This is a genomic window from Alloalcanivorax marinus (assembly GCF_016906305.1).
In the GTDB taxonomy this organism is placed as follows: Bacteria; Pseudomonadota; Gammaproteobacteria; order Pseudomonadales; family Alcanivoracaceae; genus Alloalcanivorax; species Alloalcanivorax marinus.
In genome coordinates, this window is sequence record NZ_JADDOL010000005.1 from 109,492 (window position 1) to 129,617 (window position 20,126).

The window sequence follows — 20,126 nt, forward strand, 5'->3', positions numbered from 1 at the left end:
CGATGAGCACCCGCCTCGAGCCCGGCGGCGAACGCCCGGCGATCCGCTTCGACCGGGTCGGCCAGGTGTTCACCTCTTCCGACGGCAGCCGCGTCACCGCCCTGGACGAGGTCAGTTTCACCCTGCGCCGCCACGAGTTCGTGGCGGTGATCGGCCCCTCCGGGTGCGGCAAGTCCACCCTGCTGCGGATCATCGCCGGACTGGTGAAACCCACCCACGGCCAGGCGGAAATCTATGGCCTGCCGGTGGCCGGCCCCCGGGAAGAAGTGGGCATCGTGTTCCAGCAGCCCACGCTGCTGCCCTGGCTCCGGGTGCGTGACAACGTGACCTTTCCCATGAAGCACAAACACGGCCGGGTCAGCGCCACGGAAAAGGCCCGCGCCGAGGAACTGCTGGAGATGGTCGGGCTGCGCGACTTTGCCCATAAACGCCCGGATGAGCTGTCCGGCGGCATGCAGCAGCGGGTGGGCATCGCCCGGGCGCTGCTGCACGATCCGGACATTCTGCTGATGGACGAACCGTTCTCGGCGCTGGACGCGTTGACCCGCGACGAGATGAGTTTCGAGCTGCTGCGCATCTGGGCGGAGCGGCCCAAGACGGTGCTGTTCATTACCCATTCGATCCCCGAGGCCCTGCTGCTCGCCGACCGCATCCTGGTGATGTCGGCGCGCCCCGGCCGGGTGCGGGAAATCATCGACGTGGGCCTGGCCCGGCCACGTTCGATGAAAACGCTGTCGGAGCCACGCTTCCATGACCTCGCCAACCAGATCCGCGCCCAGGTGTTCCGGCCCGAGGCGTTGGCCTGAGATGCGCCGGACGCTGCTGAGCGCCCTGGACCGGGGCGCGCCGCTGATCGCCGCCCTGCTCCTGTTGCTGATCTGGGAAGCAGCCTGCCGGCTGCTGACGGTGCCGTCCTATCTGCTGCCCACCCCCAGCGCCATCGTGCAGAGCGCCTTTCAGGTGCCTCTGAGCAGCTGGCTCGACCACACCTGGGCCACCCTGCGGGTGAGTCTGCAGGGCTACGCCCTGGCGGTGCTGATCGGTATCCCCCTGGCGGTGGCCCTGGCCAACAGCCGGCTGCTGTCCCGCGCGCTCTATCCGCAACTGGTGATCATCCAGTCCACGCCGATCGTGGCGGTGGCGCCGATCATCGTGGTGGTGCTGGGCGCCGGCGACGCGCCACGGGTGGTGATCACCTTTCTGATCACCTTCTTTCCGATCGTGGTGTCCACGGTCACCGGCCTGCTGGCCACGCCGCCGGCGATGATGGAGCTGTCCCGCTCCCTGGGCGCCGGCCGCCTGCGGGCGGTGCGCGATATCCAGCTGCCGTTCGCGGTGCCCTACATCTTCTCGGCGCTGCGCATCTCGGTGACCCTGGCGATCATCGGCGCGGTGGTGGCGGAGTTCGTGGCGGCGGAAAACGGCCTGGGTTTCTTCATCGCCTTTTCCACGTCCTTCTTCAAGGTGCCCCAGGCGTTCGCCGCGCTGGTGGTGCTGGTCAGCCTGAGCCTGGCGTTGTTCCAGCTGGTGGCACTGACGCAGCGCCTGCTGTTTCCCTGGAGCCTGCCGAAAACGGAGCCATGAGATGAACCACGAACACCACCTGCGCCGCGCCTTCGAGGTGGCCCGACAGGCCATGGAAGACGGCGGCCACCCGTTCGGCGCCCTGCTGGTGGGACCGGACGGCCAGGTGCTGATGGAGCAGAAAAACGCCTTCTTGCCGGACCACGACATGACCGGCCACGCCGAGCGGGTGCTGATGACCCGCGCCTCCACCACCTGGGGGCCGGAGTTCCTCGCCGACTGCACGATGTACACCTCGGCGGAACCCTGCGCCATGTGCGCCGGCGCGGTCTACTGGACCGGCGTCGGCCGGGTGGTCTACGGCCTGTCCGAAAAGCGTCTGAAGGCGCTGACCGGCGATCACCCGGAAAACCCCACCCTGGATCTGCCCTGCCGTCAGGTGTTCGACGCCGGCCAGCGACCGGTGGACGTGATCGGCCCGCTGCTGGAAGACGAGGCGGCGGCCCTGCACCAACGTTTCTGGGCGGCCACCGGGCACTGAGGGTCCTCCGATCCGGGACGGCCACCGTCCCGCCCCTGGCGACAATAACGCTTTGGCATTAACATATAACCACTTTCTTTACCCTTTCCCGCGCCGCGGCCCCGCCCTCGGGCAAGCGACGCCATCGTGGTTGATTCGCCGGAGTAACCGATGACCGTCTGGACGCGCCTGCTGCCGTTTTTGAGCTGGCCCCGTCCCACGCGCCGAGCCCTGCGCCAGGATCTGTTCGCCGGCGTCACCGTGGGCCTGGTCCTGATTCCCCAGGCGCTGGCCTACGCCACCCTGGCCGGCATGCCGCCGGTCACCGGGCTGTACGCCGCCCTGCTGCCCAGCGTGGTGGGCATCCTCTGGGGCTCCTCGCCGCTGCTGGCGGTGGGGCCGGTGGCCCTGACCAGCCTGCTCACCTTCGCGGCGCTGAGTCCCATGGCCACGCCGGAAAGCGGCGAATGGGTGACCCTGGCGATCTGGCTGGCGATCTATGCTGGCCTGATCCAGTTTCTGCTCGGCGCCCTGCGCCTGGGACTGATCGCCAACTTCGTCTCCAACGCGGTGATCACCGGCTTCCTCAACGCCGCCGCCCTGATCATTCTGGTGTCGCAGTTGCCGGCCCTGCTGGGGCTGGACGGCGGCGGTTGGGGGGCGGCCCTGGATTCACTGACCCACCACCTTGCCCACCCGGACCTGACCTGGCTGTGGACCCTGGCGTTCGGCCCCGGTGCCATGTTGCTGCTGTTCGCCCAGCGGCGGTTGTGGCCGAAGCTGCCCGGGGTGCTGGTGGTGTGCGTGCTCGGCATCGCGGTGAGCGCCACCCTGGGCTACGCCGCCCTGGGCGGTTCCGTGGCCGGCCAGGTGCCCGCCGGTCTGCCTCTGCTGCACTGGCCCGATGCCCTGACCCTGGAACAGCACCGGGCGCTGCTGCCGGCGGCGCTGATCATCGCCCTGATCAGCTTCACCGAAGCCATGTCCAGCGCCCGTTCCCTGCCGTCGCCGGACGGTCGCCTGTGGGATCAGAACCAGGAGCTGGTGGGCCAGGGCCTGGCCAAGGTGGCCAGCGGCCTGAGCGGCGCCTTCCCGGTCAGCGGTTCATTCTCGCGCACCGCCCTGAACCGCTACGTGGGCGCCACCAGCGGCTGGTCGGCGCTGTTCGCGGCGCTCTGCACGGTGCTGTGCCTGCTGTTTCTGACCGGCTACCTGCAGCATCTGCCCCGCGCCATCCTGGCCGCCATCATCATGGTGCCGGTGTTCAATCTGATCACCCCGTCCGCCTTCGTGCGGCTGTGGCGCGCCTCCCTGGACGACGGCATCGTGGGCATCGCCACCTTCGTGGTGACCCTGGTCTCGGTGCCCTATCTGCACTGGGGCGTGTTCACCGGCTTCGTGCTGGCGATGCTGTTCTTCCTCTACCGTCGTGCCCACCCGCGTCTGATCGAGCTGGGCCTGCACGCCGCCGGCACCCTGCGCGACCGTCGCCTGCACAACCTGCCGCCGATCGCGCCGGGGGTGCTGGCGCTGCGCCTGGACGCCTCGCTCACCTACCTCACCGCGCCGCTGCTGGACCGCTTTATCCGTGAACGGCTGCGCGATGAACCGGACCTGCGGGTGGTGCTGATCTGCGCCTCGGCCATGAACGCCATGGACGCCACCGGCGCCGATACCCTGGAAAGGCTGCAGGCCGACCTGCACGCCCGGGGCGTGCGGCTGGCGTTCTCCGGCGTGAAGAAGCAGGTACGCGATGTCATGGCGCACACCGGCCTGCTGGAACGGTTCGGCGAGGCCAATCTGTTCGTCAACAACCGTGACGCCATCGAGGCTCTGGGCGAGACAACGGCCTCGGCCACCTGACAAGCGCGCCGGTTTTGGAGAGAATCGGGACTCCGAGAAGCAGGATACGATCCGCCGCATGAAGCGATTTTTTCTTTCCGTACTGGGCTTGCTGGTGATCGCCGCCCTGGCGTCCCAGCTCTGGTACCTGGGGCTGGTGCTGCAGCTGCGCGGCCAGAACCCGAAGGACACCGCCTTCATGGAGCGCGCCCGCGCCCATGGCCAGGTGAGCTACCAATGGCGCGATTACGAGCACATCGCCGACGACCTGAAGCGCGCGGTGCTGATCTCCGAGGACGCCCGCTTCGTGGAGCACTCCGGCTTCGACTGGCGCGGCATCCGCCATGCCATGGAGCGCAACGAGGAAGCCGGCCGCCCGGTGGCCGGCGGCTCCACCATCACCCAGCAGCTGGCCAAGAACCTGTTCCTGAGCTCGGAAAAAACCTATACCCGCAAGCTTCAGGAAGCCCTGATCGCGGTGATGCTGGAGCTGTCCCTGTCCAAGCAGCGCATCCTGGAGCTGTACCTGAACACCGCCCAATGGGGCAACCGGGTGTTCGGCGCCCAGGCCGCGGCGCGCCACTATTTCGGTGTCGACGCCGACCAGCTGTCCCCGGCCCAGGCCGCGCAGATGGCCGTGCTGCTGCCCCGCCCCAGCTATTACGACGTGCGCGGTACCACCGACTACGTGCAGCAACGCACGCTCTGGATTCAGGAGCAGCTGCCCCTGGTGCGTATCCCGTCGCCTTGAACTTGTCGGGCGCGCGGGACTCTGTGTTCCGTGGCCCTGTGAAATTCTGGAGACCGCCGTATGAGACCGTTCCGGTTACTCGTCCCTCTTGTGTTCCTGCTCACCGCCTGTGACGACCCGGCACCGCCCGCCGCCCCCGAGCAATCCACGGAGGTGCCCGCCGAAGCCCCGGCCACCCAGGCCCGTGAGGGCCTGGCCGGCATCTGGCGCCCGGCCGGTGACAGCGAACTGAACGCCCTGGTGCTGGAAGACGACGGCCAGCTGTATCTGGTCAATGGCGGGCCCCGCCGGGGCCTGCGCTGGGAGAAAACCGACCAGGGCGCACTGGCCCTGCACTACCTGGACGACGGCGGCCTGATCGTCGACCAGACCCTGACCGCGACCCTGGACAACCCGGCCCTGACCCTGGAGGGCGACTCCCCCTTCGCCGGCGAATACCGCCGCGACGCCACCGACATCGGCACCGTGGAAGGCCGCCTGATCCTGCCGGAGGACGCGGCCATACCGGAAACCGGGGTGGTGGTGCTGACCCTGCGCGACCTGTCCGGCGGCGACAGCGCGCCGCTGGCCCAGCGGCTCACCCGCCTGACCCTGGAGGGCGACCTGGCCCAGCCCTTCCGTCTCTATTTCGACCAGAGCCGGGTGGCCGCCGACCGCCGTTACGGCCTGGACGCCCGCGTGCTCGCCGACGGCGCCACCCTGTTCGCGATGCCCGCGCCCCTGCGCGTGCTGGACGACGGACAGCGTCCGGTGACCCTGCCGCTGAGCCCGGCCAGCGCCAACGCCGGCCTGGAAGACACCTACTGGAAGCTGCTGCAGGTGGAGGGCCGCCCGGTGCCGGCGCCGGAGGGGCAGAATCGCCAGGCGCACCTGGTGTTCCATGACCAGCAAGGGGAAGTGAAGGGCAACACCGGTTGCAACACGCTCAGCGGGCGCTACCAAAGCGAAGGGCAGCGGCTTACTCTTGAGAACCTGACCAGCACGGAAATGGCCTGCGCCGGCGACAATGTGGCCGAGGGATTCATGGACGTGCTGAACCGCACCCGGCGTTTCCAGGTGGAAGGCCAGCGCCTCAATCTCTATGACGGTGAAAACGGTCTGCTGGCGGTGCTGCGGGCGGAGTACCTCTATTAGGAACCTGTATCGGGAAACCCTCTATGCGCGTCCACTATCTGTCCCATGTACCGTTCGAAAAACTGGGAACCATGGCCGGCTGGCTGGAGCGTCAGGGCCACACGGTGAGCGGTTCGCGGCTCTATCACGGTGACCCGCTGCCGGACCCGGACCAGTTCGACGCCCTGATCGTGATGGGCGGCCCCATGGGCGCCGACGACGAGCAACGCTATCCCTGGCTGGACGGCGAGAAACGCCTGATCGCCGCCAGCCTGGAACGGGACCGCAAAATACTGGGCGTGTGCCTGGGCGCGCAGATCATCGCCCGGGTGCTGGGCGCGCCGGTGACCCGTAACCCGCAGCGGGAAATCGGCTGGTTCCCGGTGCAAAGCACCGAGGCCGGCCGCGCCGACCCGATCGGCGCGGTGTTCGACGACGGCCAGCCGGTGCTGCACTGGCACGGCGACACCTTCGCCATTCCCCACGGCGCCGTCCATCTGGCGCGCAGCTGGGGCTGCGAAAATCAGGCGTTCCGCTACGGCGAGCGGGTGCTGGGCCTGCAGTTTCATCTGGAGCTGGCGCCGGACAACGTGCGCGCCCTGTGCCACGAATGCGCGGACGAACTGCGCGATGGCGGCCCCTGGGTACAGAGCGAAGCGGAAATGCTGGCCCACCCGCCGCTGTTCGACGACGCCCGCCGACGCCTGAACCGCTTGCTGGAAGTCTTCCTGCCGGAGCCCGGCTGAAGGAAGCAGCCCACAGCGCCGAGGCTCGCTGCTAAGCGGCTCAGGGCGCGCCCCCGCTGGAGGGGACTTCCGCCAAAGCGCGATGAACCAAAAAAAGCCCGCCCCTCTTTCGAAGGGCGGGCTTTTTCGTGGCCCGGGGGCCGTTCCGGTCAGGCCCGGGCGCGGGCCGGCTGCTCGGCCTCGGAGGCCGCCACCCGGCCGGCGGCGGACAGAATCGCCTGCAGCGCGGCGGCGGTGGTGTCCGCCGCCAGGGCCACGGCGCTCTGCACCTGCTCGCCCACCTGCACCCGCACACAGGCCATGGCGTTGGCCTCGGTGTTGTCGCCGAGGGAGTACTCGTCGAACGCCTCCACCCGGATCTGCCAGCCGTGGCGACGATTGAGCGCGTCCACCAGGGCACCCATGGCGCCTTCGCCGCGACCTTCCAGGTCCACCGTGGCCCCTTCCTCGTCGCCGACGCTGATGCGCGCCCGCACGCCGTCGTCGGCGCGGTGCAGGTCGTAGGAACGCAACGTCCAGCCCGCCGGCACGTTCAGGTAGTCGCCGTTGAAGCGGCGGTGAATCCGCTCACCGGTGATCTCGCCACCGTCTTCCTCGGCGTCCTGCTGCACCACCATGGCCAGTTCCTGCTGCAACCAGCGCGGCAGGCTGATGCCGAAGTCCCGCTCCAGCACATGGGCCACGCCGCCCTTGCCGGACTGGGAGTTGATGCGCACCACTTCCTCGTAGCGGCGGCCCAGATCGTGCGGGTCGATGGGCAGATAGGCCACGCGCCAGATGTCGCCCGGGGTATAGCGCGCCAGGCACTTGCGGATGGCGTCCTGGTGGCTGCCGGAGAAGGCGGTGAACACCAGATCCCCCGCATAGGGATGACGCGGGTGGGTGTCGATCTCGGTGATCTCTTCCACCAGGGCGCGGATTTCCTTCATGCGCGAGAAGTCGATCTCCGGATCGATGCCCTGGGCGTACAGGTTCATACCCGCGGTCACCAGGTCCATGTTGCCGGTGCGCTCACCGTTGCCGAGCAGGGTGCCTTCCACCCGGTCGGCGCCGGCCATCACCGCCAGCTCCGCGGCGGCCACGCCGCAGCCCCGGTCGTCATGGGTGTGCACGCTGATCAGCACGTGCTCCCGGTAGCGGATGTTCTCGTGCACCAGTTCCACCTGGTCGGCGAACACGTTCGGCGTGCTCACTTCCACCGTGGCCGGCAGGTTGATGATCACCCGCTGGCCCTGGTCCGGACGCCACACTTCGTTGACCGCGTCGATCACCTCGATGGCGAAATCGGTCTCGGTGGCACTGAAGGTCTCCGGCGAATACTGGAACGACCATTCGGTGTCCGGCTGTTTGGCGGCGGCGTCACGCACCCACTCGGCGGACTTCACGGCGATCGCCTTGCAGCCCTCCTTGTCCACGTTGAACACCTGCTCGCGGAAGGTGGGCGAGGTGGCGTTGTAAATGTGCACCACCGCCTTCTTGGCGCCCTTGAGGGACTCGAAGGTGCGCTCGATCAACTCCTGGCGGGCCTGGCTGAGCACCTGGATGTGCACGTCGTCGGGCACCAGGTCTTCCTCGATGAGGGCGCGGCAGAAGTCGTAATCGATCTGGCTGGCGGACGGGAAACCCACTTCGATTTCCTTGTAACCGAGCTCCACCAGCAGCTTGAAGAAGCGTTTCTTCTGGGCCACCGACATGGGCTTGATCAGCGCCTGGTTACCGTCGCGCAGGTCCACCGCCGCCCATAGGGGGGCTTTCTCGATGCGCTTGGACGGCCACTGGCGGTCCGGTTTGTCGATGGTGGGGAAAGGCGCGTACTTGCGATGATCGAAACTCATGGGTTGCTCCAGATTGTGTTGTTTTGCCGGGTTGGCCTTGGCGTTGGGCCGCGACCGGGATCACCGGTGGGGCGCGGCGTGGCGCCGGAAAATCGGTCCCGGTTCCCGCCCGGTAAGGCGGGAACCCGACCGACCGCGAGGCGACTTGTGATCGTCTCGCGGCACAGGAACCAGTCTAGGCATCCGCACCGACAATGTGCTTGCTTTTTTCTTCTTATTTCGCCACCTTCCGCAATGTTCCGCTTTTTATTTTAATGATTCCGAGGTTTTGTTGCGCCATGGAGAAAAAACTCGCGAAACTCGACCGCACCGACGTGCGCATCCTCGACGCCTTGCAACGCGACGGCGGCCTGACCAACCAGCAACTGGCGGAGCAGGTCGGCCTGTCGCCCTCGCCCTGCTCCCGGCGGGTGCAGAAGCTGGAGGAAGCCGGCGTCATCCTGCGCCGGGAAACGGTGCTCGACCCGCGCCGGCTGGGGCTGGATCTGACCGCCATGATCCAGATCAGCATGGACCGCCACACCCCGGAGCGCTTCGCCAACTTCGAAGCCACGGTGGCCGAGTACCCCCAGGTGCAGCAGTGCTATCTGGTCACCGGCCAGGAAGCGGATTATCTGCTCAAGGTGGTGGTGCCGGACATCGACCAGTACCAGCAGTTTCTGCTCAACAAGATCACCCGCATCGAAGGCGTCACCGGGGTGCGTTCCAGTTTCGTGATGCGGCGGGTGATCGATACGTCGGCGCTGCCGTTGACGTACATGGATTGAGTTGAAAGTTAAAAGTTAAAAGTTGAAACGCGGGCGGGCGCCGGGAAGCTGGCCCGCCGTGCCCGCGCTTATGGCACCGAGCTGCCCGCCGTCTGTCCATTTTGGCCAGCGCCGCCCGTTCAACTTTTAACTTTCAACTTTTAACTTGCCCCTTTTCTCATCCCCCCTGCTACCCTGGCCCCATGAAGCGTTTACTGATCGTTGCCCATGCCCCTTCCCCCAATACCCGCCGGCTTGCCGAGGCGGCGCTGGAGGGCGCGCGCGATGGAGACGTCGAGGGGGTGGAGGCGGTCTGGAAACCGCCCCTGGAGGCCGGCGCGGAGGACGTCATGGCCTGCGACGGCATCCTGCTGGGCACCACCGAGAACCTGGGCTACATGAGCGGGGCGCTGAAGGATTTCTTCGACCGCACCTATTACGCGGTGATCGATGATAAGCAGGGGCTGCCCTGCGCCCTCTATATCCGCGCCGGCCATGACGGCACCGGCACCCGCCGGGGGATTGAGTCCATCGTCACCGGGTTACGCTGGAACTGGGTCCAGGACCCGCTGATATGCCGTGGCGAGTGGCGCGATGACTTTCTCGAACCGGTGCGTGAGCTGGGGCTGTACCTGGCCGCCGGCCTGGACGCCGGGATTTTCTGAACCGGAAAAGCGCCGTTGCCCACCCTCCTCCGGATTGGGTGTACCCTTGAAATCCGGGTGGCGGGCACACACCACTCAATCACGAGTTTCATTTCCCGAGCAGGAGGACAGCATGCGCATCACCGTGGAAGGTATTTCCGAAGGACAACCGATTCCCGGCCAGTTCGCGTTCGCGGTGCCCCATGCCCAGGACCACATGGCCCTGAGCGACAACCGCAATCCCCGGGTAACGTGGGACGGCGTGCCGGAAGGCACCCGCAGCTTCGCCGTGGTGGTGGTGGACCCGGACGTGCCGTCCGATGCCAGCAACGTCAATCAGGAAGGCAAAACCCTGGCCGAGGAAATGCCCCGGGTGGACTTCTACCACTGGCTGCTGGTGGACATCCCCGCCGAAGTGCGCGAAATCGCCGAGGGCGAGGACTCCGACGGCGTGACGCCGCGCGGCAAGAGCACCGGCCGGGTGGAGAAAGGCGTGCGCGGCGCCAACGACTACACCGACTTCATGGCCGGCGACCCGGACATGAAAGGCGTCTACGGCGGCTACGACGGCCCCTGCCCGCCCTGGAACGACGAGCGCCTGCATCACTACACCTTCACCGTCTATGCCCTGGACGTCACCAGCCTGGGCCTGGACGGCGACTTCCGTGGCGGCGACGTGATGAAAGCCATGGAAGGGCACATACTCGACCGCGCCAGTGTTACCGGCACCTATACGTTGAAAGCGAACGTTTGAGCCGTCAGCACGGCGATAGCCAGTTAAAAGTTAAAAGTTAAAAGTTAAAAGTTAAAAAAGGGGGAGGCCCGGTCGGGCCTCCCTTTCAACTTTTAACTTTTAACTTTCAACTCTCCTAGACCACCGTGAACGCCCCCGGCAAATGCTGCCGCAGGGTGAGCAGATTCTCCTCCCGCACATCCATCTCGCCGAAGCAATTGGCCACCGTCCCCGTGTAGTGCAACCCGTCGGCGCGGATCGCCTCGGCGGTGAGCAGGGCGTGGTTGATGCAGCCCAGTTTCATGCCCACCACCTGGATCACCGGCAGGTTCAGTTCCACCGCCAGGCCGGACAGCATTTCCCGGTCGTTGAGGGGCACCCGCCAGCCGCCGGCGCCTTCCACCAGCACCAGGTCCGCCGGGTGGCTGTTGAGGGCGCCGCGCACGTAGCCGGCCAGTTGCGCCAGGGTGATGCGCCGGTTTTCCTGTTGGGCGGCGATGTGCGGCGCGATGGCCGCGTCCAGGGCCACCGGGTTCACCACCTCATAGGGCAGCGCCACCGAGGAGGCCGCCATCAGGTTGAGCGCGTCCTCGTTGCGCGGGCCCTCGGCGGTGCGCTCGCAACCGGCGGCCACCGGCTTGAGGCCGTAGCAGCGCAGCCCGGCGTCCCGGGCCCGTTCCAGCAGACGACAGCCGACCCAGGTCTTGCCCACCTCGGTGTCGGTGCCGGTGATAAAGAACACGCCCTTGAGCACGGGCAGCGGTGGACGGTCACTCATGCGGGGTCTCCTTGAACCCGGGTCAGCGTAGGGCGTGCACGAACAGCACCCGCCAGGTCAGCGGCAGGCCGGCGGGCTGACGGCGCGCTTCGTAGGCGTCGCACATGGCGCGCCAGGCGCGTTTGCCGGTGAGCCCGGTGGCGCCGCCCTGGACATGGTCCACGCCGGTGGCTTTGAACGCGCGCACCAGGCTTTTCACGTCCGGGTAGTGTTCGGTGAAGGTCAGGTTTTCGGCGTGCTGAAGACTCAGCCCGGCGCCGGCCAGGGCGCGCCGCCAGTCCGGTTCCGCCGGCAGCCGGTTGACGTGGGGGCGGCGGTCCGCCGCCGCCCAGCTGTCGGTCATTTCGTGCAGGGAGCCGGCCAGCGGCACCGCCAGCAACAGCGAGCCCGCGGGCATCAGCACCCGCGCCAGTTCCGCCGCGACCCGCTCCGGCGCACACCATTGCAGGGCGAAGCTGGAAAACACCAGGGCCTGCCCGGCGTCCGCCAGGGGCAGGCGCTCGGCGTCCGCGCACAGGGGCTGGAAGCGCGGGCCGGTACGGCCGCGCGCCGCCGCCTCGGCGAGCATGGCCGGCGACAGGTCCACGCCCAGCCAGCGGCTGGCCGGCCAGCGCGCCTGCTGGGCGCGGGCCAGGGGCGCGGTGGCGCAGCCCAGGTCCAGGGCGCGCTCGCCGACCAGCTCCGCCGGCGCCATGTCCAGCAGGCTGCGGGCGCAGGCCAGCTGCAGACCGGCGTGGGCGTCGTAGCTGGCGGCGGCGCGCCCGAAGCGCTCGCCCACCGCCTGCTTATTCATCCAGGAAGCGGTGCTGGCGATGGAAGTCATCGACGGCGCGATTGAAGGTATCGGGAGCGGACAGAAACGGCACATGGGCGACCTGCTCGATCAGCGCCGTATCGCCGCGCTCGTTGAGCAGCGGCTCGACGGCGGCCATCGCCGCCGCCGGCACGATATGATCGCGCTCGCCGAAGATCATGCGCAGCGGCGGCGTCAGCGACGCCAGGTCCGCGCGCAGGTCGGTGTCGCGCAGGATCGCCAGCCCTTCGCGCAGGGCGCGGTGGGCCGGCAGACCACAGAAATAGAGAATCTCCTTGAGGCGGGCCACATCCTGACGCATGGACTCGGCGCCCTTGCAGTTCAGCGCCAGAAAGCGCACCAGGGTGCCTTCGTAGTCCTCCCGGCACATCTTCTCGAAGGCGTCGAGAATCTCCGGCTTCATGGCCGCCGGCCAGTCGTCGGCGGCGGTGAAGCGGGGCGTGGTGGCCACGGTGACGATGGATTGCACCCGCCGCGGTCGGGTCAGGCCCAGGCGCAGGGCCACCAGACCGCCCAGGGACCAGCCCAGCAGATGGGCCCGCTCGGGCATCACCGCCGCCACCTGGTCGGCCAGAAAGTCCAGGGTGTAGTCGTCGTTGGGCAGCGGGCTCTGGCCCATGCCGGGCAGGTCGATCACCGTGACCCGGAAGTGTTCCAGCAGCGCCGGCACGATGTCGTCGAACACGATGGCGTGCAGCCCCCAGCCGTGCAGCAGCACGATGTCGCCGGCGTCCTGATCGGCCCGGCCGGTGCACCGGTAGGTGTTGTGAAAGGGCATCAGCTTGGGCACTTGGCGGCCTCCAGAGCGTTCAGCAGAACATCCACGTCCGCCTCCTCGTGAGCGGCGGACAGGGTCACCCGCAGGCGCGCCTGCCCCTCCGGTACCGTGGGCGGACGGATGGCGGTGACGCGCACGCCCCGCTCCGCCAGCGCCCGGCTCAGCGCCAGGGCGTCGCCGTCGTCGCCGAGCCGAATCGGCTGGATCGGCGTGTCCGACGCCATCAACTCGTAGCCAAGCCCGGCGGCGCCGCGCCGGAAGCGGTCGATCAGCGTGGCCAGCTTGTCGCGCCGCCATTGTTCGCGGCGGGCTTTGTCCAGGCTCACCAGGGTGGCGGCGGCCACGGCGGCGGGCAACGCGGTGGTGTAAACGTAGGTACGGGCGAATTGGATGAGTGTCTCGATCAGATCCTCGGAGCCGGCCACGAACGCCCCGGCGGTGCCCAGGGCCTTGCCCAGGGTGCCCATGTACACCGGCACCCGATCATTGACGTCCTGGGCGAACAGGGTGCCACGGCCCTGGCCATCGAGCACGCCCAGGCCATGGGCGTCGTCCACCATCAGCCAGGCGTCGTGGGCCTCGCAGGCGGCCAGATAGTCGGCCAGCGGCGCCTGGTCGCCGTCCATGCTGAACACGCCGTCGGTGACCACCAGCTTGCGCGGCGCCGGGCTGCGCGCCAGCTGCCCGCCAAGGGCCTCGGCGTCGTTGTGGGCGAAGCGCCGGGAGCGGGCGCCGCTGAGCTGGCCGGCGTCGAGCAGGGAAGCGTGGTTGAGGCGGTCCTGAAACACGGCGTCGCCGGGGCCCACCAGCGCAGTCAGGGCGCCCAGGTTGGCCATATAGCCGTTGGAGAACAGCAGCGCCCGCTGGCGGCCGGTGTGCTCGGCCAGCGCTTCTTCCAGTTCCTGGTGGGGACGCTGATGGCCGCACACCAGATGGGAGGCGCCGCTGCCCACGCCCCAGCGCAGGGCGGCGTCGCGGAAGGCGGCGATCACCTCGGCGTCGTTGGCCAGGCCGAGATAATCGTTGGAACAGAAATTCAAAACCTCGCGGCCGTCCACCCGGGTGACGCGCCCACTGGGCGCGTCCATCATTTGGGGCCGGCGATAGCGCTGCCGGGCGCGCCGCTGGTCCAGGCGCGCCTTGAGATCAAAGCCCAACGGAGCGCTCCGGGTCAGGCGTCCACCGGCCGCTGGGCCGGGCGTCCGGTGTCCTTGTCGAGCACGTGCTTGGCGGCCCGCTTGCCGTCGGCCTGATAGGCCATGGCGTCGTGGTAGAGGCCGCTGTCCGCCGCTTCCTGCTCGGCCACCTGCTGGCGCAGGGCCTCTTCGTGGGCCTCGTCGGAGGCCTCGTGGCGCGGGTCCAGCGGGTGGATGCCCAGGCGCTCGAACAGCTGCTTGTCGTGGTTGGCTTCCGGGTTGTCGGTGGTCAGCAGGCGCTCGCCGTAGAAGATCGAATTGGCGCCGGCCAGGAAGCACAGGGCCTGGGCCTCGTCGTGCATTTCCTGGCGGCCGGCGGACAGCCGCACGTAGGATTCCGGCATCAGAATGCGCGCCACCGCCACGGTGCGCACGAACTCGAACGGGTCCAGGTCGGCCACGTCCGCCAGCGGCGTGCCCTCGATCTTGACCAGCATATTGATGGGCACGGATTCCGGATGGTGCGGAAGGTTGGCGAGCTGCTGCAGCAGGCCCACCCGGTCGTCCCGGTTCTCGCCCATGCCGACGATGCCGCCGCAGCACACCTTCATGCCGGCGTCGCGCACGTTGGCCAGGGTGGAAAGGCGATCGTTGTAGGTGCGGGTGGTGATGACCTGGCCGTAGTACTCCGGCGAGGTGTCCAGGTTGTGGTTGTAGTAGTCCAGGCCGGCCTCGGCCAGATCCTTCGCCTGGCCTTCGTCGAGCATGCCCAGGGTCATGCAGGTTTCCATGCCCAGCGCCTTAACCTGACGCACCATGTCCAGCACATAGGGCATGTCCTTGGCGCGCGGGCTGCGCCAGGCGGCGCCCATGCAGAAGCGCGAGGCGCCCTTGTCACGGGCGGCGCGGGCTTCTTCCACCACGCGCGTCACTTCCAGCAGCTTCTCTTTTTCCAGCTCGGTGTTGTAGTGGCCGGACTGGGAGCAGTACTTGCAGTCCTCCGGGCAGGCGCCGGTCTTGATCGACAGCAGGGTGCTCACCTGCACCGCGTTGGGATCGAACCGCTCCCGGTGTACCTGGGCGGCGCGGAACACCAGATCGTTGAAGGGCAGCGCGAACAGGGCTTCGATCTCACCCCGATGCCAGTCATGGCGTACGGCATTCATGGCGGATGGCTTACGGGGCGTGGCGGCGGCTACAGGCATGATGGTCTCTCCGAACGGTTGCCCAAAGCCTAGCAGGCCGCCGGGCTCTGTCAACTTGAGAACCCTTGCAAAGGTTTACGGATGGATGTTTTTTGATCTTTTTCGCGATGACGTGCCGCGTGGCCGCTGCGTGCTGTGTGCCCGGCCGGACGACACCGGCCTTTGCCGGCATTGCCGCCGGGAGCTGGACCTCCACTGTGCCCTGGACGGCCCTCTTTGCCGTTGCGCCCTGCCGGCGCCGGGGCTGGCGCCCGGCGATCTGTGCGGGCGCTGCCTGCGCCAGCCACCGGGCTTCAGCGCCGGCTATTGCCACTGGGCTTACCGCTTTCCGCTGGACCGGCTGATCAATGCCTACAAACACCACGGACGCCTGCCGGTGGAGCGCGCCCTGGAAGCGCTGGCCACGGCGGCGCCGCTGCCCTGGCCGGAGGCGGACCTGCTGTGCCCGTTGCCCGCCCATTGGCGGCGCCGCTGGGTGCGCGGTTTCGATCAGGCGGAACGGCTGGCGACGGCGTTGGCGGCCCATTGGCGCCGTCCCGTGGTGCCGCTGCTGCGGCGCCAGCGAGCCACCCGGCCCCAGCAGGGCCGCAGCCGGGCCTGGCGGGTGCGCAGCCTGCGCCACGCTTTCCGGGCACTGCCCGCCAGCCGTGGGCGGCGGGTGCTGCTGGTGGACGACGTGATCACCACCGGCGCCAGCGTGCGCGCCGCCACCCATGCGTTGCGGGAAGCGGGCGCGGAGGAAGTGCGGGTCTGGGCCCTGGCCAGGACGCTGGACGCGGGCCCCTAGAGGTCTAGCGCCCCGCCGGTACCACGTCGATACGGGGCACCGGCTCGTAGGTCACCCCCATCACCAGCGCGTCTTCGCCGGCGTCCGAGGCCGCCATCTCGATGTCCTGGGGACGCAGACGGGGGTGGCGGCCGTCCAGAAACTTGCGCGCGGCGAAGGCGTTGAGGGTGCGCTCCCGGGCCTCCTGCAAAGAGATGCCTTCGCCGCCCAGCAGAGTACGCAGGTATTCGGCGCAGGCCACGTCCTCGTCGCCGGTGGGGTGGGAGGCCACCAGCACCACCGTGGGCGGTGCCTGCTCGAGAATATAACGGGCGGTGGCGCGGGCATTGACCAGCGCCGCCACCAGCACCTGTCGGCTGTCCCGGGCGCGCAGGGTGGCGGCCACGCCGTTGGTGGTGCGCATGATCAGGTAGCGGTCACGCACATCGGTGTGGCGGATTTCCCAGGGCGAGTTGCCGTGGTCGAACCCTTCGATGGGCAGCGCCTCCACCTCGCCCACCAGCAGACCCTGCGGGTAATCGCGGCGCAGCGCGAAGGCGTCGTCGGGGCTGGCCACCGGATAGACATGGCTGGCGCCGCCGAGAAACGCCTCGTGGCAGGTGGTGAAGGCGCGAATCACGTCGATCACCACGGTGATGCCGTGAACGTTGTGGGGCGGGTTGTGCCCCTGGGCGATCTTGATCTCCATGCGCGCGGCCGGGTTGCTGAACGAAGCGGGCATTATGAAGGATGGCGCCGCCCCCTGAAAACGGCGGCGCCCCTGACCAATCCCACCAACGGCCCGGTCAAACCCGATCAATGACGCCCGCCGGGCGGCCTGCTAGCGTCGGGGCATCGTCAATCGACCCGGTGACCGTGATGATCGAATGGAACGAACAACAACAGATGATCCAGAAGATGGTGCGCGACTTCGTGGCCAGGGAAGTGGTGCCCAATCTGGACGACATCGAATACAACGGCGTGCCGCCCTACGACATCCTGCGCAAGATGATCAAAACCTTCGGCATGGACGTGATGGCCACGCAGAGCTTCGAGAAGCGCATCGCCCGCGAGAAAGCCGGCGAGACCGCCGCCGACCGGGGCGACCGGGAGGAAGGCGGCGGCTCCGGCGAACAGGCCGCCATGACCATGATCCCGATCATCGAGCTGAGCCGCCACGCCCAGGGGCTGGTCACCGCCATGGGCGTGTCCATGGGCCTGGCCGGCGGCGCCATCATGAGCAAGGGCACCCTGGAGCAGAAAGAGCGCTGGGCACTGCCGCTGCTGACCCTGGAAAAGGTGGGCGCCTGGGCGATCTCCGAGCCCAACTCCGGCTCCGACGCCTTCGGCCAGATGAAAACCCTGGCGCGCCGGGACGGCAACGGCGGCTATGTGATCAACGGCAGCAAGACCTGGATCACCAATGGCCCGTTCGCCGACACCATCATCCTGATCTGCAAGCTGGACGAGGAAGGCGTGGCGCCCCGGGACCGCAAGATCGTGTCCTTTATTCTCGACAGCGGTATGGAAGGGCTGGAGCAGTCCAAGCCGTTCAAGAAGATGGGCATCGGCAGCTCACCCACCGGCGAACTGTTCTTCAGTGATCTCAAGGTGGGCGCGGACCGGCTGCTGGGCGGCAGTGAAACCGCCTATGGCCGCTCCGGCGCCAAAGCCACCTTCATGCAGGAACGGGCCGGCGTGGCGGCCATGGCCCTGGGCATGGTGGAGCGGGCCCTGGAGCTGTGCACCGGCTACGCCCGGGACCGGGTGCAGTTCGGCCGGCCGATCGGCGACAACCAGCTGATCCAGCTCAAGCTGGCGAAGATGGAAGTGGCCCGCGCCAACCTGCAGAACATGGTGTTCCGCTATATCGAGATGACCGCCGCCGGCAAGCAGATGACCCTGGCGGAAGCCTCGGCCATGAAACTCTACGCCGCCCAGGCGGCCATGGAGGTGTCCACCGAGGCGGTGCAGATCCACGGCGGCTACGGCTACATGCGCGAGTCCCGGGTGGAGCAGCTGATGCGCGACGCCAAGATTCTGCAGATCTACGCCGGCACCGACGAAATGCAGATCATCGCCATCGCCCGGGATTTGATCGGCCGGGACTGAGCCGCTTGGAGCTTGTCGCCTGAAACTTGTAGCCTGAACCTTGTCGCCAACAAGGAGGATGTGCCATGACCCTGCAACAACAGCACTGTGAAGCCTGCCGCGCGGACGCGCCGCGCATCACCGAGCAGGAGGCCCGTGAGCTGCGCCCGCAGATTCCCGACTGGAAGCAGATCGAGGAGGACGGCGAGGAACGGCTGCAGCGGCAGTTTTCATTCAAGAACTTCGCCGAGGCCCTGGCCTTCACCAACCGGGTGGGCGACCTGGCCGAGGACGAAGGCCACCACCCGGCCCTGCTCACCGAATACGGCAAGGTCACGGTGACCTGGTGGACGCACAAGATCGGCGGCCTGCACCGCAACGATTTTATCTGCGCCGCCAAGACCGACGACCTGTACGAGCACCGCTGATGGACGCGCCGGCCCCCTGGCAACTGCGCGGCCGCGCCTTCGTGGCCGCCCTGGCCCTGCCCGCGTCGCTGCGCCACCAGCAGGGCGGCGCCGCCCCGGAGCTGGGCGAGCCGGTGCGCGGGCCGGCCCTGGTGATGCTGGTGGATTACCGGCGCTCCGAGGTGGGCCCCTATCAGGAACTGCTGTTCATGCCGGGCCCGTTCCGGTTTCCCGATGGCCGGCTGCGCTGGAGCATCGGCCGCATTTATGTGTCCATAGGGCCTGTTCACACTCCTTGCATCGCGCCTGCTGGGTGTCATTTTGGATCTCCAGCTAGGCGGAGGGAGTGCCGTTTGGTCAGTCCAAATAAGCGACCGACAACGACGCTGGAGGCCAAAAGGGCGCCAGCCCTTCGGGTTGCGGCTATAAATCCACCCCTCTGCGTTACTCGTCGTTCATTTGGAGCCACCAAACTTCTCTCCTCGTGCCTTGATGGGTGGATTTATAGCCGCAACAGGCACGATGCAAGGAGTGTGAACAGGCCCTGGGACAGCGCCGACAACGGCAACCGTAACTGGGGGCTGGACAAGCGGGTGGCCCGCTTCGACTGGCAGCGCCGGGGCCGGCGCGAACGGGTGGCGGTACACCACCAGGACCGGGAAATCGCCGCCCTGACCCTGGACCGGCTGGGCCCGGCCCTGCCCTTTCCCGGCGGCCTGCTGCCGGCCGGCTGGCGTACCCTGGGCCAGATCCGCGATGGCCAGCGTTTTCTCTACACCCCGTCGGTGCGCGGGCGGCTGGGCCTGGCCCGGCTGCGCGAGGCGCGCGGCGACGGCGAGCACTTTCCCACCCTGCAGGCGGGCCGTTCCCGGGGCGCCCTGGCACTGCCGGACTTTCATATGCACTTTCCGGTGGCGCGCACCGAGCCGCACCGATAACGGCAGGAGACTCCCATGGCCTTGAGTGAAACCGAAAAAGAACAAATCAAAGCGGCGTCGGACCGGACCTTTCCGTTCGTGGAACGCTGCGGCGCCCGCACCCTGGACGTGGACCGCGGCTATTGCCGCATGATGATGCCGCTGGCCCCCAATCTGAATCACGTGGGCATCATGTACGCCGGCGCCCTGTACACCCTGGCCGAGCTGCCCGGCGGCGTGATCTACCTGTCCTCGTTCGACGCGCGCCGCTTCTACCCCATCGTCAAGGACATGCGCATCCGCTTCCGCCGGCCGGCCACCACCGACATCACCGTGGAAGTCCACCTGGCCGAAGCCGAGATTCAGCGCATCCAGGCCGAGGCGGAGGCCAACGGCAAGTGCGACTTTGAATGGGACACGGAACTCAAGGACGCCCGGGGCGAAGTGGTGGCCCTCACCCATAACCTCTATCAACTGCGTCTGATCGGCAGCTGAGACCCGCCGTGACACAAAGGTCATTGTTCTGTACGCAAAGGGGACAGACCCCATTTTCACGGTTAATTACGCATGCTTAACAAAAATTTTGCCGTGGATGCAAAGCGTTTCTTGACAGTTCACGGAGGCCGGGGCTAGCCTGTAAACGCACCCTGAGGCGGGACGCCAAAAGGGTGCGATTTCGAGTGATATGAGAGTCTCTGGAAATCTTGCGCGGCCTTCGGGCCGCGTTTTTCGTTTGCGGCCCGCGGCCACCGGGAAGTGAACCGCATCACCCTCTCCCCT

General features: G+C 67.7%; 22 protein-coding genes. 15 read left to right on the forward strand and 7 right to left on the reverse strand.

Annotated features, from left to right (window positions below):
- Nucleotides 1-2: 2 nt before the first annotated feature.
- The 7 genes from IM760_RS06245 to IM760_RS06275 all read left to right on the forward strand — a co-directional run bounded on the left by IM760_RS06245 (nt 3) and on the right by IM760_RS06275 (nt 6,496).
- Nucleotides 3-806 carry an ABC transporter ATP-binding protein gene (locus IM760_RS06245; protein WP_204427674.1) on the forward strand — a complete coding sequence of 268 codons (804 nt, stop codon included), beginning with the start codon at nt 3-5 and terminating at the stop codon, nt 804-806.
- A gap of 1 nt (nt 807) precedes the next feature.
- On the forward strand, nt 808-1,584 hold the full coding sequence (locus IM760_RS06250) for an ABC transporter permease (protein WP_204427675.1): 777 nt from the start codon (nt 808-810) through the stop codon (nt 1,582-1,584).
- Nucleotide 1,585: 1 nt separating this feature from the next.
- Nucleotides 1,586-2,065 carry a nucleoside deaminase gene (locus tag IM760_RS06255; RefSeq protein WP_204427676.1) on the forward strand — a complete coding sequence of 160 codons (480 nt, stop codon included), beginning with the start codon at nt 1,586-1,588 and terminating at the stop codon, nt 2,063-2,065.
- 150 nt (nt 2,066-2,215) lie between these two features.
- On the forward strand, nt 2,216-3,907 hold the full coding sequence (locus IM760_RS06260) for a SulP family inorganic anion transporter (protein ID WP_204427677.1): 1,692 nt from the start codon (nt 2,216-2,218) through the stop codon (nt 3,905-3,907).
- A 58-nt stretch (nt 3,908-3,965) separates the two neighbouring features.
- A complete protein-coding gene (gene mtgA, locus IM760_RS06265; RefSeq protein ID WP_204427678.1) occupies nt 3,966-4,637 on the forward strand; it encodes a monofunctional biosynthetic peptidoglycan transglycosylase in 672 nt (223 codons plus the stop codon).
- 60 nt (nt 4,638-4,697) lie between these two features.
- Nucleotides 4,698-5,771 carry an META domain-containing protein gene (locus IM760_RS06270; RefSeq protein WP_204427679.1) on the forward strand — a complete coding sequence of 358 codons (1,074 nt, stop codon included), beginning with the start codon at nt 4,698-4,700 and terminating at the stop codon, nt 5,769-5,771.
- A 23-nt stretch (nt 5,772-5,794) separates the two neighbouring features.
- Nucleotides 5,795-6,496, forward strand: a complete 702-nt coding sequence (locus IM760_RS06275; RefSeq protein ID WP_204427680.1) for a type 1 glutamine amidotransferase — start codon at nt 5,795-5,797, stop codon at nt 6,494-6,496.
- A 149-nt stretch (nt 6,497-6,645) separates the two neighbouring features.
- Here IM760_RS06275 and IM760_RS06280 read toward each other — a convergent pair whose 3' ends face one another.
- Nucleotides 6,646-8,331, reverse strand: coding sequence for a 2-isopropylmalate synthase (locus IM760_RS06280; protein ID WP_204427681.1), 1,686 nt, complete (start codon nt 8,329-8,331; stop codon nt 6,646-6,648).
- A 278-nt stretch (nt 8,332-8,609) separates the two neighbouring features.
- On the opposite strand from IM760_RS06280, the gene IM760_RS06285 reads away from it, so the two are divergent.
- The 3 genes from IM760_RS06285 to IM760_RS06295 all read left to right on the forward strand — a co-directional run bounded on the left by IM760_RS06285 (nt 8,610) and on the right by IM760_RS06295 (nt 10,475).
- Nucleotides 8,610-9,098 carry an Lrp/AsnC family transcriptional regulator gene (locus tag IM760_RS06285; protein ID WP_204427682.1) on the forward strand — a complete coding sequence of 163 codons (489 nt, stop codon included), beginning with the start codon at nt 8,610-8,612 and terminating at the stop codon, nt 9,096-9,098.
- Nucleotides 9,099-9,280: 182 nt separating this feature from the next.
- Nucleotides 9,281-9,742 carry a flavodoxin family protein gene (locus IM760_RS06290; RefSeq protein WP_204427683.1) on the forward strand — a complete coding sequence of 154 codons (462 nt, stop codon included), beginning with the start codon at nt 9,281-9,283 and terminating at the stop codon, nt 9,740-9,742.
- Between the two features lie 112 nt (nt 9,743-9,854).
- On the forward strand, nt 9,855-10,475 hold the full coding sequence (locus IM760_RS06295) for a YbhB/YbcL family Raf kinase inhibitor-like protein (protein ID WP_204427684.1): 621 nt from the start codon (nt 9,855-9,857) through the stop codon (nt 10,473-10,475).
- A gap of 115 nt (nt 10,476-10,590) precedes the next feature.
- Here IM760_RS06295 and bioD read toward each other — a convergent pair whose 3' ends face one another.
- From bioD to bioB, 5 genes are read right to left on the reverse strand one after another with little or no spacing between them, the layout of a single operon-like run.
- Nucleotides 10,591-11,232 (reverse strand): dethiobiotin synthase, encoded by a 642-nt coding sequence (bioD, locus tag IM760_RS06300; protein ID WP_204427685.1) that lies wholly within the window; start codon nt 11,230-11,232, stop codon nt 10,591-10,593.
- A 22-nt stretch (nt 11,233-11,254) separates the two neighbouring features.
- On the reverse strand, nt 11,255-12,055 hold the full coding sequence (locus IM760_RS06305; RefSeq protein WP_204427686.1) for a malonyl-ACP O-methyltransferase: 801 nt from the start codon (nt 12,053-12,055) through the stop codon (nt 11,255-11,257).
- The gene (gene bioH, locus IM760_RS06310; RefSeq protein WP_204427687.1) at nt 12,018-12,836 is read right to left on the reverse strand and encodes a pimeloyl-ACP methyl ester esterase BioH; all 819 of its coding nucleotides are present in this window, start codon (nt 12,834-12,836) and stop codon (nt 12,018-12,020) included. The genes IM760_RS06305 and bioH overlap by 38 nt, the downstream gene beginning before the upstream one ends.
- Entirely contained in the window at nt 12,824-13,981 is a 1,158-nt protein-coding gene (gene bioF / locus IM760_RS06315) for an 8-amino-7-oxononanoate synthase (RefSeq protein ID WP_204427688.1), read from the reverse strand. Before bioF ends, bioH begins: the two co-directional genes overlap by 13 nt.
- A gap of 14 nt (nt 13,982-13,995) precedes the next feature.
- A complete protein-coding gene (gene bioB / locus IM760_RS06320; RefSeq protein WP_204427689.1) occupies nt 13,996-15,165 on the reverse strand; it encodes a biotin synthase BioB in 1,170 nt (389 codons plus the stop codon).
- 85 nt (nt 15,166-15,250) lie between these two features.
- Between bioB and IM760_RS06325 the strand changes: the two genes are divergently transcribed.
- On the forward strand, nt 15,251-15,952 hold the full coding sequence (locus IM760_RS06325) for a ComF family protein (protein ID WP_204427690.1): 702 nt from the start codon (nt 15,251-15,253) through the stop codon (nt 15,950-15,952).
- A 4-nt stretch (nt 15,953-15,956) separates the two neighbouring features.
- Here IM760_RS06325 and IM760_RS06330 read toward each other — a convergent pair whose 3' ends face one another.
- Complete coding sequence (locus IM760_RS06330; protein WP_228233545.1) at nt 15,957-16,673, reverse strand: 2-phosphosulfolactate phosphatase; 717 nt, start codon at nt 16,671-16,673, stop codon at nt 15,957-15,959.
- A 137-nt stretch (nt 16,674-16,810) separates the two neighbouring features.
- Between IM760_RS06330 and IM760_RS06335 the strand changes: the two genes are divergently transcribed.
- The 4 genes from IM760_RS06335 to IM760_RS06350 all read left to right on the forward strand — a co-directional run bounded on the left by IM760_RS06335 (nt 16,811) and on the right by IM760_RS06350 (nt 19,841).
- On the forward strand, nt 16,811-18,043 hold the full coding sequence (locus IM760_RS06335) for an acyl-CoA dehydrogenase family protein (protein ID WP_204427691.1): 1,233 nt from the start codon (nt 16,811-16,813) through the stop codon (nt 18,041-18,043).
- 65 nt (nt 18,044-18,108) lie between these two features.
- Nucleotides 18,109-18,450 carry a 4a-hydroxytetrahydrobiopterin dehydratase gene (locus IM760_RS06340; protein ID WP_204427692.1) on the forward strand — a complete coding sequence of 114 codons (342 nt, stop codon included), beginning with the start codon at nt 18,109-18,111 and terminating at the stop codon, nt 18,448-18,450.
- 512 nt (nt 18,451-18,962) lie between these two features.
- Nucleotides 18,963-19,367 (forward strand): hypothetical protein, encoded by a 405-nt coding sequence (locus IM760_RS06345; RefSeq protein ID WP_204427693.1) that lies wholly within the window; start codon nt 18,963-18,965, stop codon nt 19,365-19,367.
- A 15-nt stretch (nt 19,368-19,382) separates the two neighbouring features.
- On the forward strand, nt 19,383-19,841 hold the full coding sequence (locus IM760_RS06350; protein ID WP_204427694.1) for a YiiD C-terminal domain-containing protein: 459 nt from the start codon (nt 19,383-19,385) through the stop codon (nt 19,839-19,841).
- The last annotated feature ends 285 nt before the right edge of the window (nt 19,842-20,126 follow it).

Coding starts and splice junctions, on each gene's coding strand:
- IM760_RS06245 (WP_204427674.1), top strand. CDS start 3: ATGAGCACCCGCCTCGAGCCCGGCGGCGAACGCCCGGCGATCCGCTTC.
- IM760_RS06250 (WP_204427675.1), top strand. CDS start 808: ATGCGCCGGACGCTGCTGAGCGCCCTGGACCGGGGCGCGCCGCTGATC.
- IM760_RS06255 (WP_204427676.1), top strand. CDS start 1,586: ATGAACCACGAACACCACCTGCGCCGCGCCTTCGAGGTGGCCCGACAG.
- IM760_RS06260 (WP_204427677.1), top strand. CDS start 2,216: ATGACCGTCTGGACGCGCCTGCTGCCGTTTTTGAGCTGGCCCCGTCCC.
- mtgA (WP_204427678.1), top strand. CDS start 3,966: ATGAAGCGATTTTTTCTTTCCGTACTGGGCTTGCTGGTGATCGCCGCC.
- IM760_RS06270 (WP_204427679.1), top strand. CDS start 4,698: ATGAGACCGTTCCGGTTACTCGTCCCTCTTGTGTTCCTGCTCACCGCC.
- IM760_RS06275 (WP_204427680.1), top strand. CDS start 5,795: ATGCGCGTCCACTATCTGTCCCATGTACCGTTCGAAAAACTGGGAACC.
- IM760_RS06280 (WP_204427681.1), bottom strand. CDS start 8,331: ATGAGTTTCGATCATCGCAAGTACGCGCCTTTCCCCACCATCGACAAA.
- IM760_RS06285 (WP_204427682.1), top strand. CDS start 8,610: ATGGAGAAAAAACTCGCGAAACTCGACCGCACCGACGTGCGCATCCTC.
- IM760_RS06290 (WP_204427683.1), top strand. CDS start 9,281: ATGAAGCGTTTACTGATCGTTGCCCATGCCCCTTCCCCCAATACCCGC.
- IM760_RS06295 (WP_204427684.1), top strand. CDS start 9,855: ATGCGCATCACCGTGGAAGGTATTTCCGAAGGACAACCGATTCCCGGC.
- bioD (WP_204427685.1), bottom strand. CDS start 11,232: ATGAGTGACCGTCCACCGCTGCCCGTGCTCAAGGGCGTGTTCTTTATC.
- IM760_RS06305 (WP_204427686.1), bottom strand. CDS start 12,055: ATGACTTCCATCGCCAGCACCGCTTCCTGGATGAATAAGCAGGCGGTG.
- bioB (WP_204427689.1), bottom strand. CDS start 15,165: ATGCCTGTAGCCGCCGCCACGCCCCGTAAGCCATCCGCCATGAATGCC.
- IM760_RS06325 (WP_204427690.1), top strand. CDS start 15,251: ATGTTTTTTGATCTTTTTCGCGATGACGTGCCGCGTGGCCGCTGCGTG.
- IM760_RS06330 (WP_228233545.1), bottom strand. CDS start 16,673: ATGCCCGCTTCGTTCAGCAACCCGGCCGCGCGCATGGAGATCAAGATC.
- IM760_RS06335 (WP_204427691.1), top strand. CDS start 16,811: ATGATCGAATGGAACGAACAACAACAGATGATCCAGAAGATGGTGCGC.
- IM760_RS06340 (WP_204427692.1), top strand. CDS start 18,109: ATGACCCTGCAACAACAGCACTGTGAAGCCTGCCGCGCGGACGCGCCG.
- IM760_RS06350 (WP_204427694.1), top strand. CDS start 19,383: ATGGCCTTGAGTGAAACCGAAAAAGAACAAATCAAAGCGGCGTCGGAC.